Here is a 16714-nt window from a genome sequence, read left to right on the forward strand (position 1 = left end):
AACTCCGCGTACCCCTTCGAGCTAAGGACCTTGGTTATCGCCGCGGTAAGCGAGGTCTTCCCGTGGTCAACGTGGCCTATCGTGCCTACGTTAAGGTGCGCCTTGCCTCTCTCGAATTTAGCCTTGCTCATTTTTTCCTCCAGGCAGAATATATTTTGATGTCATTTGGAGCCCATGAGCGGGATTGAACCGCTGACCTCTTCCTTACCAAGGAAGTGCTCTACCAACTGAGCTACATGGGCGTATTGTTTTCCGGTTCCGGTTGCGCTCCGGCGTAAGCGCCGTTATATTTAATATGGAGCGGGTGATGGGAATCGAACCCACGCATCCAGCTTGGAAGGCTGGAGTTCTACCATTGAACTACACCCGCGCGAAATCCTGATATAATGGTGGAGAGGGGAGGATTCGAACCTCCGAAGGCTGAGCCAGCAGATTTACAGTCTGCCCCCTTTGGCCGCTCGGGAACCTCTCCATGCCAAGCTGTATGAAACTTCCTATACCGGCTCCGCTACATCCAGGAAGACGGGTTTCAAGCTCCGCCGCAGCTCAGCGCGCGTCGGCATCCAATCCTATCGCTTGACACCGGCAGGGCCGCGCCCCAATAAACCGGGTTCGCTTCAGTTCAATGGTCGGTTGCAATTCCGGGATAATGGGACCAGGCGAGAAGGTCAGCCACTTGAATCCTCCGGACATTGTGAAGCCGGCAAAGACCGCCGAATCTCAACTGGAGCTGGCGATGGGATTCGAACCCGCAACCTGCTGATTACAAATCAGCTGCTCTACCGTTGAGCTACGCCAGCGTAAAAACTGGAGAAAGCACAAAACCGGAAAAAAGGCGTACCACGCCTCTCCTGACGGCGAAAACAGAATTTTAATATATAAAACACAACCTCTGCCTTGTCAAGGGCTTTTTTCTGGCGGGCAAAGAGAAAAAACACAGGCCTATCAGAAACGCTACTGTCTCGGCGTGAGGGGGTCACGCAATATTACAGTATATCACGAACCGGCCGCAAATGCGCCACTATTTTCCATTGCCATAAAGGCCGGGCCGCCGCAAGGATACCGGGCATGGCAGCCGATCCCTGCAACAGCTCGAAAACACTACTTTTTTAAACCCTTGCCGGCAAAGGCCTGAAGGTACGCCTCTATGAACGGGTCAAGCGCGCCGTCTATTACCGGGTCTATGTTCCCTGTCTCAAAGCCGGTCCTGTGGTCCTTTATGAGCCTGTAAGGCTGCATTACATACGACCTTATCTGGCTTCCCCAGGCGATCTCGCGCTTTTCCTTCGTAAATTCCTGCATCTTCTCCTCCTGCTCCTTCTGCTTAAGCTCATAGAGCCTGGAGCGGAGTAGCTTCATGGCGACGGCCCTGTTCTTATGCTGGCTCCTCTCGTTCTGGCACTGGACGACTATCCCGGTCGGGATGTGGGTTATCCTCACGGCGGAGTCGGTCTTATTCACGTGCTGTCCGCCCGCGCCGCTTGCGCGGAAGGTGTCGACCTTCAAGTCCGCCTCGTTCACCTCGACCTCGACGTCCTCCTCGATCTCCGGGTACACGAAAACCGAGGCGAAAGACGTGTGCCTCCTCTTGTTTGCGTCGAACGGGGATATCCTCACGAGCCTGTGCACGCCGCCCTCTGCCTTCGCGTACCCGTAAGCGTACTCGCCGGAGACGGTGAATGTGACGCTCTTTATCCCTGCCTCATCGCCGGGCTGGTAATCGAGCACCTCGGTAGCGTAGCCCCTGAACTCGGCCCACCGGAGGTACATACGGAAGAGGATGGCCGCCCAATCCTGCGCCTCTGTGCCACCCGCGCCGGGATGTATGGAGATGATGGCATTCGAGCGGTCGTGCTCGCCGGCGAGCATCCTCCGGACCTCGGCCTTCCTTATGGCCTCGCTCGCTTCCTTCAGCTTCTCCCCGGATTCCCTGGCCACGGACTCATCATGCGCCTCGTCCGCAAGCTCGAGAAGGACCTCGGCCTCTTCCACCAAAGTGCCTATCTTCCCTATGGCGTCAAGCCCTGAGGTGAGCTGGGCCTTTCTCTTTGTGAGCTTCTGCGCCTCTTCGGGGTCGGCCCACACGGCAGGGTCCGAAAGCCTGGCCTCAAGTTCCTTCAGTTCATCAGCCCTGGAAGCCTGGTCAAAGATAACTCCTTAGCTCGTTATACCTCTCCCGCACTCCATGCAGGTCTTCCTTAAGCTCTTCGAACATTCTTCACTTCCTCCTTCTTATTCTTGTCCCGGTAAAGACACCGGCAATTATCGTGCAGCCCCACGCGAAAAGGTCGCCATAAGCGGTATAGAAGGTCGGTTCACCCGAGCGCATCCGCACTTCGTCAACAAGGACGGTCCTCTCGAAAAGGCCCGTTGCCTCCCTCACCCTGCCGTTAGGGTCTATAAACCCGCTTATTCCGGTGTTGGCCGAGCGGACGAGGAACGACCTGTTCTCCACGGCCCTCAAGACCGACATCTGGAAGTGTTGGTACGGGGCCGACGTATGCCCGAACCACGCGTCATTGGTCAGGTTGGCCAGCACGGTCGCCCCGGCCTTTACCTGTCCCCTGGCTATTTCGGGGAATATGGACTCGAAGCAGACGAGCACGCCTATGCCGCCCCCCTCGAAGGGTATCGGAACAGGGCCCGGCCCCTCGGTAAAATCACCGACTCCTGCCGTGAGTTTTTTTAGCGGGAGTATGCCCCTGAGCGGAACATATTCGCCGAATGGCACCAGATGCGACTTGTCGTATCTCCCGACGGTTTCGCCCGTTGAGTTAAGCAGAAAGGCGCTGTTAAAGTACCTTACCGAATTCGAGACCGGATTATAAGTGTAAGAGGGGCTTCCGGTCAATATGTACGACCCTGTATTCCTCGCAAGCTCCCCAACGGGCCCGCTCCTTATCTGGTCCGGCTCATAGTAAAAGGGGATGGCGGTCTCCGGCCATATCACAAGGCGCGCCAATTGGTCCGAGGCGAGCGAGGTAAGTCCCCTGTAAATGTCTATCGTGCTCTCCTGGTACCTGCCGTCCCATTTGACTGACTGGTCTATAGCGCCCTGCGCAATCCCGACCTTGATGCCGCTCCACCTACGCACTTCCTCGTCGACCGCCTTCATGCGGATAAAGCCATAAGAGGCAATAGAAAGGACGAGCGCTGCCGCAATGGCAGCCGGAAGCATAGGCGGCATACCCTCCTCTTTACGGAGGAGATGCCCGGCAACGGAAGCCAGGGCCGCGTTCACCGCGACCACCGCGAACGAGACCCCCCAGACCCCGGTAGTATCAGCCACCTGTATGAATGGCAGATACCCGGCCTGCGTATATCCCACAAGCACCCAGGGGAAACCGGTAAAGAGGTGCCCCCTCAGGAATTCGAGCGCTACCCAGGCGGAAGGGAGGATGAGGAGCTTTGCGATATTATCGAGCCTGGACGCGAGCGAGAAGACCCAGCCGAAGGCGCCCCAGAAAAGGCTCAGGTATATTACTAAAAGGAGCATGACCCCGATGCTTGCCGATATCGGCACGCCTCCGAAGTTGTTCATCGAGTGGACGACCCAGTACACGGAGCCGAGGTGGAATACGAAACCGGATGCGAACCCGAGCGAAAAGCCCCTTAGCCGCCCCTCTCCTTCGAGCGCTAACAAGAGCGGGATGAGCGCGAACCACGCAAGGCCCCACAGCCCGAAGGGCGGAAACGCGAGCACAAGTGTTATGCCCGAAACCGCTGCAAGGATTAGCTTTTTCATTGGAGCGTCATGAAGAATATCCTGAAGACGAGGAGCGTCAGGCCAAACCCCAGAAGGCCTCCCAGGAATATCTCGAGCTTGGAGTGTATGCCGCCAAGGAGCCTCGAATGGCTCACCATCAAGGCGAGCGCAAAGGCTAGTATCGCCACCGTAGGGTCGAGCGTAAGCACGGTTATGCTGGTGAAAATAGAGAACGCGACCGCCGCGTGCCCGCTCGGCATCCCGCCGTGGAGCGGCCTCCCCCTCCTCGTGAGCGCCTTCAGGCACACTACGGATATGAGGACAAGGAGGAGCGATATTACTGCTATGTGCACGGAGAAGGCCCGCGCCTCACGGATAGCCACGCCGATTGGCTCGTGAAGATACTTTGAGAAGATAGTGTAGACCATGACCGCTACCCCGACCGAGGCTATAAGCACCGCCCCGGCCGCAACGTCCTTGGCGTTCTTGGCCGTCATGTGGTGCTTCTCCTCGACCAGGTTCACTATCTCCTCCAGGGCGGTGTTGACCATCTCCGCGAAAAGGAGGAAGAGGACCGCCATGGTGAAGAGCACGAACTCGGTCATGGGGAGCTCGAGGAAAAGGCTTATAAAGAGCGCGGCGGCGGCGATGAGGTAATGGTACCTTATGTGCCTCTGGGTCTTGAAGGCGTAGATAACGCCCTCGATGGCGTAGTTCAGGCTCTCGAACCAGTTCTTCGGCCTTGTCACCTCTTTTTTGTCCATTGGATTATTTTAGCCCAAGAGGCCGGCAAAATAAAGGAGTCCCATGGCGGCCGCCATCATGAGGGAGACGACCGCGGCGGCCTCGAGGCGCCTCAGACCGTGCACGCCCTCCAGCACGATTACGTTCACAGGTATGCCCCATATGCCGATGAAGGAGCCGACGACCGGTATGGCCTGAGACCAGCTTACGATCGAAGCCAGGGCGGCGGCCCTGTAGTAGGACTGGAAATTTGCTTTGCCTCCGAAAAGCCTCGCAATGGCGTGGAAGACGGAGATGAAGAGCGAGAATACGAGTACATTGAGCACCGGCGCTAGGATGAGGAAAAACACCCCCTCGACCAGCGAGCTTGCGCCCCCCTGCGCTAGAGCCCCTATAGCGACCGCCAGGCCCCCTATGGCCAGGACCATTATCCCTGGGATTAGAGCCGCCTCGTCCGAACCGGCCTCCCTGGCCGCTTCCTTCCTCAGCTTTACTATATCTATAGCTTTTGGCAGGTACTTCCTGAAATCCCCCCAGACTTTCATTCCCCTCAATAAAGCCCCTTTTCCCTGAGGAGCCGCATGAGCATCTCCTCGTTCTCCTTCATCTTTCTCGCCTGCCTGCCGCCTTTTACATGGTCGTGGCCTGCAAGGTGCAATATACCATGGACAAGGAGCCTTGCAAGCTCCTCGTCCTCGCTTACCCCGAATTCGGCGGCCTGCGCCCAGGCCCGCTCCATTGATATCGCGATATCGCCAAGAAGCGAGGGGTCTTCCATCGGGAAGCTCAGGACGTCGGTGGGCTTGTCCTTCCCTCTGAACCTCAGGTTAAGCTCCCGTATCCCTGCGTCATCCGTCAAAAGGACCGAAAGCTCTCGGTCCTTATACCCCAAGCCTTCTAAGGCGGTCTCTGCCATCTTTTTTGCCGTCGTCCGCCCCTTTTTTCCCTGAACCAGGACCTTCAATCCCTTTCTCCTTAAGTATGTCAACCGGCTCCGGGTACTCGATCCTCTGGTGGTACATCCCGGCAAAGACCCTGTTGAAGCTCTTCGTTATGGCGTTCAGGTCCTTGAGCGTGAGCTCGCATTCATCAAGCTGCCCGTCGGAGAATATCCTGTTGACGATCTTCTGGGTAAGCCACTGTATCCTGTCCGGGCTCGGGTCGGGCAGGGTCTTGCTCGCAGCCTCTATAGCGTCGGCCAGCATTATGATGCCCGCCTCCTTGGTCTGCGGCTTGGGCCCCGGATAGCGGAAGTCGCCCTCCTTGACCTCCGAGTCCCCTTCCATGGACTTTGCCTTCTGGTAGAAATACGTTATCACGGCGCTACCGTGGTGCTGGCTTATGATGTCGGTTATCTCGGCGCCGAGCCTGTATTTACCGGCAAGGTCCGCCCCTTCCTTCACATGGCTTGAAAGTATAAGGGCGCTCATGGAGGGGCTGAGCTTGTCGTGCCTGCTCTCGCCCGAGGTGTTCTCTATAAAGTACTGCGGCATCCTGAGCTTCCCGATATCGTGGTAATAGGCGGCGACGCGGGCAAGGAGCGGGTTGGCGTTTATGGATTCTGCGGCGGCCTCGGCCAGGGTGCCGATCATAAGTGAGTGGTGATACGTGCCAGGGGCCTTCATGGCGAGTTCCTTAAGGAGCGGGTGCTCCATCCTGGAGAGCTCAAGGAGCCTTATGTTCGTCGTGTACTGGAAGACCGCTTCAAGGAGCGGTGCAATGCCGATGGCCAGAACAGAGGCCAGGAGGCCGTTAAGGAGCCCGGTGAATATGAGCTGCACCGGCCCGCCGAACGCTCCGCCCTTCAAGGCCGAGATGCAGAGGAGGACGGCGGCATTCACTATGCCCAGCACGAAACCGGCCTTAATGACTATAGACCTGTGCGTGCAGTGCCTTACGCCAGCGGCCCCGGCCACTCCGCCTGCAAAGGCGAAGGCTGCCATTTCAACCCCTCCCATAAAGAACCCGACGATTATCGAGCTTACGGCAGCGAAGACGTAGGCGGTCTCAGAATTGAGGAGAAGCCTCACGAGCATCGGGCCTATTGCGACCGGGACCACGTACCTGTAGGCCGAAGCTGAACCGGGGAGGAGGTCGGTCATGACCAGGGCGGCGGTATCGGAGAGGTTTATGATAACGAGAACGCCGGAAAGGACCGTCGCCTGGAGGAGGATGTCTTTCGCCGAGGAGGAGAACTTCCTTATGTTCCTCTTTGAGAAGTAGTAGCTTACGCCGAATAGGACCGCCGTCAATACGAAAAACCCGATGGCCGGAAGCCCGGACCTTTCCTTCCGAACGGATTTCTCGATAATGAGGAGCTTAATGAGATCGTCTTCGGTCAGGACCTGCCCTTCCCGGACGACCGTCTCTCCTTTCCTCACCACCAATCCATCGGCTTGAGCCTCGACCGGCGATTTAATATCCGTACGGGCGACTTCGCCAGCGGCATATTCATAGCCCCTGAAGGTGAGGTTCGGGAAAAAGAGCACCGTAGCCAGGAGGCTCAGGACCAGCATAAGCCCTATTACCTTGGCCGCGTCTCCAAACTGGCGTGGGTTCTTTTTCGAAGAGACCGGTTCCTGCCTGGACTGCATCAGGCGCCCTCCGCTGCCGCTGCTTTTCTCTTCTGCTCCATCCTCTCGAACGCCTTTACGATCTTCTGCACAATGGGGTGCCTTACAACGTCGGTCTCTGAGAAGGTTATGAACTCTATCCTCTCCACGCCCTCGAGTATCTTCTGCACCTCCACGAGCCCCGAGGGCTTTGCAAGGGGCAGGTCTATCTGGGTGATGTCGCCGGTTATCACGGCCTTGGAGCCGAAGCCAAGCCTCGTAAGGAACATCTTCATCTGCTCAATGGTGGTATTCTGGGCCTCGTCGAGTATTATGAAGGAGTCGTTCAGAGTCCTGCCCCTCATGAAGGCGAGCGGCGCGACCTCTATCGTGCCCCTTTCAAGGAGCTTCTGCGCCCTCTCGTAATCCATCATGTCATGGAGCGCGTCATAGAGCGGCCTTAGGTACGGGTCGACCTTGGCCGCGAGGTCGCCGGGCAGGAACCCGAGCTTCTCGCCCGCTTCCACTGCCGGCCTCGTAAGTATTATCCTGTCCACTTCCTTGCTCGTAAGGGCCGCGACAGCCATGGCCATCGCGAGATAGGTCTTACCTGTGCCGGCAGGCCCTATGCCGAATACGATGTCGTTCTCCCTGATCGCGTCTATGTACCTTTTCTGGGCAACGCTTTTGGGAGCTATCGACTTCTTCCGGTACGAGACGTAGACGGTATCCATGAAGACGTCGGCCAGCTTCACGTCCCTGTCGCCAAGGACCATCCTCAAGGCGTAGTCCAGGTCGTGCTGGTAAAGCGGATAGCCCTTTGCCAGAAGGTCATAGAGCTCTTTAAGGAGCCTTTCCGCGAGCTCCGCCTTCTCGGGGGTCCCGCTTATGGTGACGAGCGAGCCCCTGCTGTTGATCTCGACCCCTAGCTTCTTCTCGAATCGCCTGAGGCTCTCCCCACCCTCGCCGAAAAGACGCACGGCAAGGCTATTATCCTCAAATGCGAACTGTTTTTTTACGGTGCCGTTCTTTTCCAATTCAGTCTCGTTTGTACTTAATTCAAAACCCCTCCGTAGAGGGGTCGATACGGGATTACTCCCATCTTCTCATTAATCTTAAAAATATTAACATAATTCATGCATTTTTGCAATCAAAGCCTTTTATTACGGCCCCGGTCCATGAAGGCAAAAAAAAAGCCCCGCAAGGGGCTTTTCTGTATCTATTCTGGAGCGCTAAACGCTCGCCATCTTCTCCATGAGCACGGGAGCAGGGGCGTGTATGCCGTCGTCCCATGAATGAGAGTCCATGAACTCCCATTTCCCGGGCTTCCTCCATATCTCCTGGGCGAGCTTATGGTTCAGCGCGTGGCCCGACCTGTAGGCTACTATGTTGCCTATGAGGGGAGCTCCAACAAGTGCTATATCGCCCATGAGGTCGAGGACCTTGTGCCTTACGAACTCGTCGGGGTACCTTAGGCCGCCTTCGTTCAGTATCTCGGTATCGCTTATGACTATGGCGTTGTCCAGCGAGCCGCCCTTTGCAAGGCCGTTGGCCCTCATCGTCTCCACATCCTTGAGGAAGCCGAAGGTGCGCGCGCTTCCGAGCTCTTTCCTGAAGACGTCCTTAGAGAAAGGCCTTGAAAACGACTGCTTTGCAAGGAACGGGTGCGCGAAATCTATCGAGTAATTTATCGAGAGCCCGGACCCGTCGGAAGGGAGGAGGAAGATATATTTATCGTCCTCTACCACTTTTATTGGCTTCTTGACGACCATGTACCGCCTCGGGGACGAAAGCGTGACAAGCCCGGCGGACTCTATCATTCCAACGAAACCGGTAGCGCTTCCGTCGAGAATAGGCACCTCCGGACCGTCGAGCTCGACTATCGCGTTATCAACGCCCATGCCATAAAAAGCCGCCATAAGGTGCTCTATGGTGGAGACGGTCGCGCCCCGCGACCCTAGCGTGGTCGCGTATGACGTGGAGATTACGTTTGAGGAGACTGCCCTTATGGCAGGTGCGCCAGGTAGGTCGCGCCTGAAAAAGGTTATGCCGGAATCTCCGCAGGAAGGGATGATCCTGGCATTCACTTCCCAGCCTGTATGGAGCCCGACTCCCCTGAACTCTATTATGTTTTTCAAAGTCTGCTGCATCATCATTATCGCTGTATGTAGCAATAAGTATGCCATAAAAGAAACCTTTTGTTTTCGGGTATTTTTATAGTGAACCGATGGCGACAGTGTAGTTTTAATACCAAAAAATGGATTACTTTTCTCTTTTTTACAACAACTATCGCCTGAAGAAGAGATAGAGCAAGAGGGTCAGGACAATGCTCACTATAATGGACGTGGCAAGCGGAAAGTAAAAGACAAAATTATCCCTTTTTACATAGATGTCTCCAGGCAGCTTCCCAAGATACGGTATCCTCGGGCCCAGAGAAACGAAAAGCCCGATGACCACTATAATTATACCTATTATGATTAAGGTCTTACCGACTCCTGGCATAAACGGCCTTAACTGAATGGGCGGATCCCCTTGAACTATGGTAATTCCAGCCGGTAGATTCTGCCCCGTATTCCATGCCCTTTAGCCCTGGGCCCATAACCTAAGTATAGGTTCGCGCCTATTGCCTGTCAACAGAAAGGAAAATAAACTGCGGGCTTTAATACTCGAAATGGTTTGCATCCCAGCCGACCTTTGTCCCGTAATCCTCTGGCCTCACACCGAACCTGCCGCCCCATCTCCCCCCGAGCGACTCCCATTTTTCGCCGAGCGGCCTGTAGGCCTCCCCGTCCGCGACGTATTTGCCCCCGATAAATAGGTTAAGGTCCACCGCGAGCCTTTCCCTGTGGGGCGAAGCCATGGTCCTGCTCTTTCCGGACTTAAGATAGAGCTTCTGCTGCTCTTCTGTCCTGTATGCCTCTCCAAAGGTGAGCTCAAACCCGTTCGAGTAAGCGGACCTTATAAGCTCTGCCACACTGGCCGTAAACCGCCTCTGCTTCTCTGAAAGCTCCATCGGGTATTGTCTCCTACTTTAGCGTGAGATGCCCCGCGAGGTAAACGTATACGTCCTTGATTATCCAGAGCATGACCGCCCCGCATATCCAGAGGAAGGCACTTACCGCGTTCTTCTTGGTCCTGAGAAGGTCCTTTACCGCTTCCTGCTCCGAAGGCGTGAAGGCGCAGGCCCCGAAATTCGACGAGAGCTTCTCTGCTATCAATTCCGCCATCTCCTCCGCCGCCTTCCTTCCTTGAGCATCCATCATGTCTACTCTTTCCTCTTTATGCCCCGGAGGACCAGGCCTTCATGGGCGAGTTCCGTTTCGAGGTCCACGACGAAGTTCTCCATTATGTACCTGGTCCTGTCCACGGTAACAAGCACGGGGTTGCCGCTCCCGTCAAGTTCGGCCCTTGTCCCGCACCCGGCCTCTATCTCCATTGCCGTAAGCGTGTCTATATTGAGCCTCGCGTGGGTAAGCCCGTCGGGTATCCCCGAAAACCTGAACATAGGGGCGTTTGCCTCGACAGGCAGGGTGTCTGCGCAGTAGCATGCCTTGATATTGCCTGAATCGTCGTGGAGCACCTCTGAATACATATCGCCTCCTTAGCTTGCGTGATAGTCCCAGAATACGAAAAAGGTCTCGCCGTTACCGTACGGCGCACGGACGAGCACCTCGTTGATATCCGAAACAGTGGAATGAATATCCGTCTGGAGAAAGAGCTGCACATTGTACACCGAGCCGAGCTTGGTAAGGCTCGGGACATGGGAATACCTGCTGATAGTTACATAGAAATCACCGCCGCTCGCGGCTGAAAAGCTGCCTCGCATGAGATTGAGCTTGGCAACAGTCACGACCGAATCGGCGAGCAGAACGCTCTTGCTGTTTATTCCGTCATGGTCGTGGTCCCTTGCCGGGGTGAAGCTTTCACCCAGCCACTCCTTGAGATGCACAAGATTCCGCCTTATCCCCTCCATAAGGGCCGTGTCAATGGGACTGTCAGCGTCGGTCTGCGCCTCGGTTATCTCGTTCCAATTGTACGTCGGGTCTGCCATAAGACCTCCTACCAGATATAATATCCGTCCTCGCCGCCCGTTAAGTTGCCTGCCCCGCTCACAAAACCGTATGCCTTTTCTTTTTCCGAGGCTTCCCCGTAATCGGCCTGGCCGGACGCGGCTATGAAGGCGTATCTCCTGTGCATCTTAGTCTCTACGGCCTCGATAGAGACCTTGTGCGTCGAAAAATCGGGCCTTACGCTCGTAAGCATGAGCCGGTTCCTAACCCAGCCGTCCATGCCCATACCGCAGGCTTCGTTAGTGGTGCAGTCCTTCAAATCGGAGGGCTTTATGAACCGGTCCATGAACGCGATGCTGTTCATGTCTATCTCAAAGCTTGCAGCGGCAACCGGATCGCGGAACCTGTTGAGGAGCTTCTGGGCGAGTGCCGCCGCATGAGCATCCCCTTTTCCGCCGCTTATAAAGACCGGGCCGCTCGCGTAGGAATACGGGAGTTCCGAGATGACTACAATTACCCTTATGTACCTGTTCCTGTCAGTATCGAAGATCTGGTACTTGCCATCCTGCGATAGCCTGACCGGCTCACCTGGAAGCCCTCCCGGCGCCCTCCAGGCCAGGGTCATTGCCGTGCTGTCGTAAACAAGGGTCCCCTCTCCTGACCCGTTGCCCTTCGATACATGGTAGACCCTTACCCCGCTTATCCCTTCTGGCTGCATGAAGGCGAGCGAGCGCATCCACCTGCTCTTTATCACCCTGGTGCTTGCCTCATTCCACTCGGACCGATCCTGCGATGCCGCGTCCACCGCGATTATCGCAGACTCGAAGTTCTCCTCCCTGTCCCCGCCTGACTCGTCGTAGTCGAAATAAACCACGATTCGGTTATAGAAGCCGTCGCGCGAGCCGCTCTTCAGGGTGAAAGAGCTTTCGAGTATCGTCTTTTCCGTCCACTCCTCGACCTCCTCCCATGGCGCGGGCGGGGCGAAGACCTTGAATGAGACCTTCTCGCCGTCATGGACGATGAATGAGTTGGTCTCGGACTGCAGCTCGTTCAGGTACTGGTTAGCATCTTTGGTTTCCGTGAGCACCCTTTCGAAACGCCATCCGGCAAGCCACATATCCCGTTCCCGCACGAAGCCGTCGAGGTCTATGAAGGAAGGGTCTATCTTAATCCGGTTTATCAGGATATCGGTCATTATGTCGACCGGGTTCATCCCCGTGTAATCGATTACTTCGGTCCTCGACTCGCTCTCGACGGGTATCTTCGTTGACGCGTCTTTCAGGTCGTCGGCGATGACTATAGTAAGCTCGTCGCCCTTTCTGGACCAGTCTATAATCTTTCCCGAAAACGTCGCGGCGTAGTCGGGATAACTGAACCCGGGGGCCAGGAACCCGTCTTTCCGGACCGCGCGCCTGTTCTTGAGATACTTACCCGAAACGATGGGCGTGAAGTTCTCCCTTCCGGATATGACGGCGGTGAGCTGACCTCTTGTCGAGTACCCGGCCTTGGGGTCGAGCCTGTTCTGAAGTGACGAGACAGACTTGAGCGCCGGGACGACACCCGGGAGCTCGTCGCTTCCGGCCGCGAACGCGCTCCCGTCGGCAGCGTGTTCCCCTTCAGCCATGAACCGGACTATCGGGAGCCCGTTCCTCCCATGGTACCCGAAGCGCACTGTGCCGCCGTCAAGTTCGAGCTCCACGACTACATTGGGCGAATTGACTCCCCTCTCGAGCTCGCGCATGAATCTCTTGGTCAGGCTGATCGCCATCCGGTCTCCTCTGCCGGATATTTCAGCATCCGGCCCTGAGCTGCGTTCTTCAGCAATTGCAACTTCAGAAATTTATAGATCGATAGCTCCCCAGGTCTTCCATGTCCCTGGTGTACCTGCGCTAATGCATATCCTCCCGACCTTTCCGCCCCCTGATGGCGCGGCGGCGTAGATGATATCCGAGGTTTTCCAAGTCCCGGTAATCGGGTTAGAGGCAAGCCCTCTCATTTCAAGCAGCGGCCCGGCCCACTTCATCGAGACCGGGTCCGCAAACAGAGCATCAACTCCGCCTGCCGTGCGAGGCTGCCAGGGATAGCCGTTGACATAAAAACCGTCATCATAAAGCCGCTCTATGGCCAGGAGCGGGATATCAGCGTATTTATCGTAACTTCCCGCAGAGGTCCCCCTGTAGACCCTCAAGACGGCGTTCCGTTTCCGGCCTCCGAAAGTAACCACCATCAACGCGCCGCTCCCGTCCGTGGTAAGCGCAAGGTTCAATTCGCCGCTTGAATCGTTCATGCCTACCATCCGGACCGGGTCATATAGGAGCTGAAGCCGGTAGTAATATGTCCCGGTCGCCTCACCCCATGTAATTGTGGAGTTGGCCTGAAGCGTGCTTATTGCGTAAATACTGCCGCTCCCGCAATCGAGAGCGTGGTCAAGCTCAGGGGTCTCTCGATACCCAATGACCCCTCTCTTACTAAGAAGGTGGGAGTAACTGTTCCACGCCGATATGGCGGAGCCGGCACTGTCCTTGACGAGCATACCTCCTACGTCCGCAAGAGCTATCTGTCCTTTCTTGGTCGCCAGCTTCCCGCAGTTCTCGACCGTAACCAGATAATTCGGGTGAGTCTGCAAGTCGTACTGGTCATAAGACCCCGGCATGTCATCATGGTTGACGACGAAGTTCACGCCCCGCATGGAAATCATATGCTGGTGGTCTGAGGTAGCAAGGAGCTTAATCCTCGGCGCGCTCCCTGCCCAGAGGTACATTCCATCGAGGACGACGGAACTATTCTCAATGACCAGCTGCTCCATATCCTCTGCCTCGTCGTGCCAGCCAGAGCAGACGATACCCACGCTGTCCTGAATCTTGTGATATCCACCGATGATGTTCCGTATCTGCCCGCCGTTGCACCCGGTCACGTATATCCCGTATGCTTCCGGCTGCGTTCCCGATGAATCGATGAAAACGACTTGCGATATGTCGAGCCCGTCCCCCAGGTTCGCAATCTGAATCTGATAATCAGTCCCCCTTGCGTAAGCGCAAAAGATGCGCCTGATGGTCAGGAGATCGAGATATTGAGAGGTTGTCTTTATGGATTGATGGAGGTTATCGGTGCGAATATCGAATATCTCCGCGCTTGAAGCGACGAATATGCCCCTGCCAGTCACGGTGGCATGGTTATCGTTCTTTATCTTGAAATTACCGAGGCGGTTTGACGGCACATTGGGGTAGCTTGTAGTCCACCCCGAGGCATCGGTGCTGTTTACGAGGAAAACGAACCCGCCATTAAGAGAAGCCCCGGCGAGTATGGAAATGGTTGTGCCTCTGCCGTGCCCTACTACGTCCACTCCCACAGGAATGACTACAGAGCTTAAGACCCCGTGATTCCTTCCCAGGCGCACGAGTCCGCCGCCCAGGCTCTCCATATGATCAACTGCATCCTGAATGGCTTCGCTGTCGTCCGTCCCGTCGTCGGCGGCCCCGAAGGCCCGCACGTCAACCCAGGGACCTTTGGCCATGAGGTCGGCATAGACGTTCGTGCCCTTATGCGTCCCGTCCTCGCTGTGCTCGATGAGAACCAGCCTGTTGAGTGTATCGGCCTTTGCGGGGTGCTCCGCCCCCACCATCTCCTCGTTATACATTATGCGATGGTCTGCCATTCCGCTCCTTATTCCTTTCTCCCGGTAAGGTTCAGGCTTATGTCCCTGCTCTTCCCGCCATGCTTCAGAGGGTTTGAGAACCTCGGCTCAGGCCTCATAAGGAATACCTCCTCAGGATGACCGGAAGGCTCCCACATGACAAAAAAATTCTTCAGCCCGTTCAAAGACCGCCACTCGGCTATTTTTTCGTACAGTGCCGGGTCTGCGTCATCGAACCTCAGTGATATCGACCTTTCGATGTAATGCGCGTGCGTCCCGGCGAGGTATCCCCCCTGACTGAGATTAACGCTCGCCTTCGTCTCCTCCTCATGTGGGTCATACGAGGCAGTCGCGTAGTCAAGCTCGGTCCCCGTTCCCCAGGCTGCAATTGCAATGCAGGGGGCCGCGGTCGCGTCCTCGATTACGAGCCTCCAGTACCTGTATGCCCCTGGGTTTGTGAATTCCCTTACGAACGATCTGTCCGATGGAGGGGTGAAAGGGGCGAGGGCATCATCATAGACCTCGCCGTCGATCGAGTACTGAAGCGAAATGCGCGCCCCGGTTGTCGAGAGGTTATGCCCGGATACTGCCAGGTAATCGGCCTCTTCCGAATTTCCGGCGCCTGCGTCGAATGTTATGTAATGCGGCCCCGCGGCATCGGCTGCTATCCACATATTCGTCTCCATCATGTTCGATATGTATGCCACATCGAAACCGGAAAACGTGGAGCTCGCGCTCAATGTCGATCCCTCGCTGCCCAGCATGTTTTTCCAGAAGAACTTTATTTTCGCCCAGCCCGCCATTATGTTTTTGCTCCTACATGGTACTCATGCTGAGGGATATGTTCCTGTCGCCAGCATCCCGCATGGCAGGGATTATGTTGTCCTCGATTATCTTCTGCCAGTTCTGCTCCGATAGCGGGTTATATATCTGGATCGTTATGAACTGGGTCGGCCTTTCGTCCTCGAGCCTCGCTGGCACCGGGTAAGCGCCTGGGGAGCCACCTGAATACTGCGGGTTGGCCCTGCCCCCCGTGCTTATGGAAGAGGTCGCGCCCTTGGGGGTGGTGCTTCTTATCTGCTCGACCCTGGCCAGCCCTGCCGCGATCGCCGCAGCTGCGGCAGCCGCGCCGAGTGCCGGACCTACCACGGGGATAGGGGCCAGCGCGGCATACGCGCCCTGTGCCGCCCTGTAGGTCTGTATTACGGTCTCCGCTATGGCAAAGGCCTTCATAGCCTCGAACATGGCCCTGTTCTTGCTCCCGGTCGCTATGAAAAGGTTCTGGAGCGTATTCGAGAGCATGGAGGCCGCGGTCTGGGCGTACATGAGCCTTGTAGCCCACGACGCCCTTTCCATCTCCTCGGTCTCCCTGAGGTGCCCTCCCGTAAGAGCGGCCTCTTCGGATAAGAGCCTCTCCCTCTCTTCCATTTGAAACCGGCTCATGTCCTTGAGCCTTTTCATCCGTTCTTCCTCTCCGGCCAGGAAACCATCGCTTAGCGGCTCTATCCGGGGGAGGTCTGTAATACTCTTTTTAAGCCCGGAGAACGCCCTCTCGACCGCGAGCAGGTCTTTTTCCGCAGATGACGAGAACCTTCTAAAGCCTTTCGCGTTCAGCTTTTCAAGCTCCGAGGCAATCTCCTCGACCGCGGTCCTGGTCCTTTTCCTTAAACCGTCAAGGCCTGAAGGGCCTTCCCCGGATTTTGCCGATATTTCCATTTCGCTCTCAGCCATTCCCTTTCCCCTCGCGCGCGGACCTTTCTTTTTCGAATATCTCGATCGCTTCGATAAGCCAACAGGGCTGCTCTGAAAGCCCACCATCCAGGTAATGCTGCCCTGTCGCTTCGAGACGGAAGACAAGGCCTATCAGCTTCTGCGTCTCTTCGTCGAAGTAGCTCAAGGGGCATTCGTACAGCCGTTTGTCCCCGAGGCTCATTACTTTTTGGCAGCGCTTTTGCTTGAGCTCTCGCGTAATCCCGGGCGTATACTCGTCCACTGCCCGGGCCTCTTCGGAAAGGCCCTTGAAGTTACAGCAGTTCCTGGCCTCCCTGTCCCTCTCGGTGCAGTTTTC

At 56.3% G+C, this 16714-nt stretch carries 19 protein-coding genes and 4 tRNA genes; all 23 read right to left on the reverse strand.

What is annotated here, in order from left to right; all coding sequences use genetic code 11:
- A partial coding sequence (tuf, locus tag K8I01_02630; GenBank protein MBZ0219321.1) for an elongation factor Tu occupies positions 1–131 on the reverse strand: 131 nt, incomplete at its 3' end.
- 35 nt (positions 132–166) lie between these two features.
- Positions 167–242: transfer RNA gene (locus K8I01_02635), tRNA-Thr, on the reverse strand.
- 54 nt (positions 243–296) lie between these two features.
- Positions 297–370 (reverse strand) — tRNA-Gly (locus tag K8I01_02640).
- A 17-nt stretch (positions 371–387) separates the two neighbouring features.
- Positions 388–472, reverse strand: a tRNA-Tyr gene (locus K8I01_02645).
- Positions 473–725: 253 nt separating this feature from the next.
- Positions 726–800, reverse strand: a tRNA-Thr gene (locus tag K8I01_02650).
- Between the two features lie 301 nt (positions 801–1101).
- A protein-coding gene (gene prfB, locus K8I01_02655) for a peptide chain release factor 2 (GenBank protein ID MBZ0219322.1) occupies positions 1102–2215 on the reverse strand; the annotation gives its coding sequence in 2 pieces (ribosomal slippage) (positions 1102–2145 and positions 2147–2215; 1113 coding nt in all).
- Positions 2216–2218: 3 nt separating this feature from the next.
- Positions 2219–3745, reverse strand: a complete 1527-nt coding sequence (gene lnt, locus K8I01_02660; GenBank protein MBZ0219323.1) for an apolipoprotein N-acyltransferase — start codon at positions 3743–3745, stop codon at positions 2219–2221.
- Positions 3742–4470: a diacylglycerol kinase gene (locus K8I01_02665; GenBank protein MBZ0219324.1), complete on the reverse strand. Its 729-nt coding sequence runs from the start codon at positions 4468–4470 to the stop codon at positions 3742–3744. The genes lnt and K8I01_02665 overlap by 4 nt, the downstream gene beginning before the upstream one ends.
- A gap of 9 nt (positions 4471–4479) precedes the next feature.
- Positions 4480–4995, reverse strand: coding sequence for a YIP1 family protein (locus K8I01_02670; GenBank protein MBZ0219325.1), 516 nt, complete (start codon positions 4993–4995; stop codon positions 4480–4482).
- Between the two features lie 5 nt (positions 4996–5000).
- Positions 5001–5366: an rRNA maturation RNase YbeY gene (ybeY, locus tag K8I01_02675; protein ID MBZ0219326.1), complete on the reverse strand. Its 366-nt coding sequence runs from the start codon at positions 5364–5366 to the stop codon at positions 5001–5003.
- Positions 5332–7044, reverse strand: a complete 1713-nt coding sequence (locus K8I01_02680) for an HDIG domain-containing protein (protein ID MBZ0219327.1) — start codon at positions 7042–7044, stop codon at positions 5332–5334. The genes ybeY and K8I01_02680 overlap by 35 nt, the downstream gene beginning before the upstream one ends.
- Entirely contained in the window at positions 7044–8039 is a 996-nt protein-coding gene (locus K8I01_02685) for a PhoH family protein (GenBank protein ID MBZ0219328.1), read from the reverse strand. The genes K8I01_02680 and K8I01_02685 overlap by 1 nt, the downstream gene beginning before the upstream one ends.
- Before the next feature lie 195 nt (positions 8040–8234).
- On the reverse strand, positions 8235–9188 hold the full coding sequence (gene lpxC / locus K8I01_02690; protein ID MBZ0219329.1) for a UDP-3-O-acyl-N-acetylglucosamine deacetylase: 954 nt from the start codon (positions 9186–9188) through the stop codon (positions 8235–8237).
- Positions 9189–9288: 100 nt separating this feature from the next.
- Positions 9289–9504: a DUF2905 domain-containing protein gene (locus tag K8I01_02695; GenBank protein MBZ0219330.1), complete on the reverse strand. Its 216-nt coding sequence runs from the start codon at positions 9502–9504 to the stop codon at positions 9289–9291.
- Positions 9505–9661: 157 nt separating this feature from the next.
- Entirely contained in the window at positions 9662–10015 is a 354-nt protein-coding gene (locus K8I01_02700; protein ID MBZ0219331.1) for a M15 family metallopeptidase, read from the reverse strand.
- A 13-nt stretch (positions 10016–10028) separates the two neighbouring features.
- Complete coding sequence (locus K8I01_02705; GenBank protein ID MBZ0219332.1) at positions 10029–10229, reverse strand: hypothetical protein; 201 nt, start codon at positions 10227–10229, stop codon at positions 10029–10031.
- A 38-nt stretch (positions 10230–10267) separates the two neighbouring features.
- Positions 10268–10594: a hypothetical protein gene (locus tag K8I01_02710; GenBank protein MBZ0219333.1), complete on the reverse strand. Its 327-nt coding sequence runs from the start codon at positions 10592–10594 to the stop codon at positions 10268–10270.
- 9 nt (positions 10595–10603) lie between these two features.
- Positions 10604–11053 (reverse strand): hypothetical protein, encoded by a 450-nt coding sequence (locus K8I01_02715; GenBank protein MBZ0219334.1) that lies wholly within the window; start codon positions 11051–11053, stop codon positions 10604–10606.
- An 8-nt stretch (positions 11054–11061) separates the two neighbouring features.
- Positions 11062–12780: a hypothetical protein gene (locus K8I01_02720; GenBank protein MBZ0219335.1), complete on the reverse strand. Its 1719-nt coding sequence runs from the start codon at positions 12778–12780 to the stop codon at positions 11062–11064.
- Between the two features lie 72 nt (positions 12781–12852).
- A complete protein-coding gene (locus tag K8I01_02725; GenBank protein MBZ0219336.1) occupies positions 12853–14667 on the reverse strand; it encodes a glycoside hydrolase family 55 protein in 1815 nt (604 codons plus the stop codon).
- 8 nt (positions 14668–14675) lie between these two features.
- Positions 14676–15449, reverse strand: coding sequence for a discoidin domain-containing protein (locus K8I01_02730; GenBank protein MBZ0219337.1), 774 nt, complete (start codon positions 15447–15449; stop codon positions 14676–14678).
- Positions 15450–15462: 13 nt separating this feature from the next.
- A complete protein-coding gene (locus K8I01_02735; protein ID MBZ0219338.1) occupies positions 15463–16377 on the reverse strand; it encodes a hypothetical protein in 915 nt (304 codons plus the stop codon).
- A complete protein-coding gene (locus K8I01_02740) occupies positions 16370–16639 on the reverse strand; it encodes a hypothetical protein (protein MBZ0219339.1) in 270 nt (89 codons plus the stop codon). Before K8I01_02740 ends, K8I01_02735 begins: the two co-directional genes overlap by 8 nt.
- Between the last annotated feature and the right edge of the window lie 75 nt (positions 16640–16714).

Source organism: Deltaproteobacteria bacterium (assembly GCA_019912665.1).
In the GTDB taxonomy this organism is placed as follows: Bacteria; Desulfobacterota; GWC2-55-46; order GWC2-55-46; family GWC2-55-46; genus UBA5799.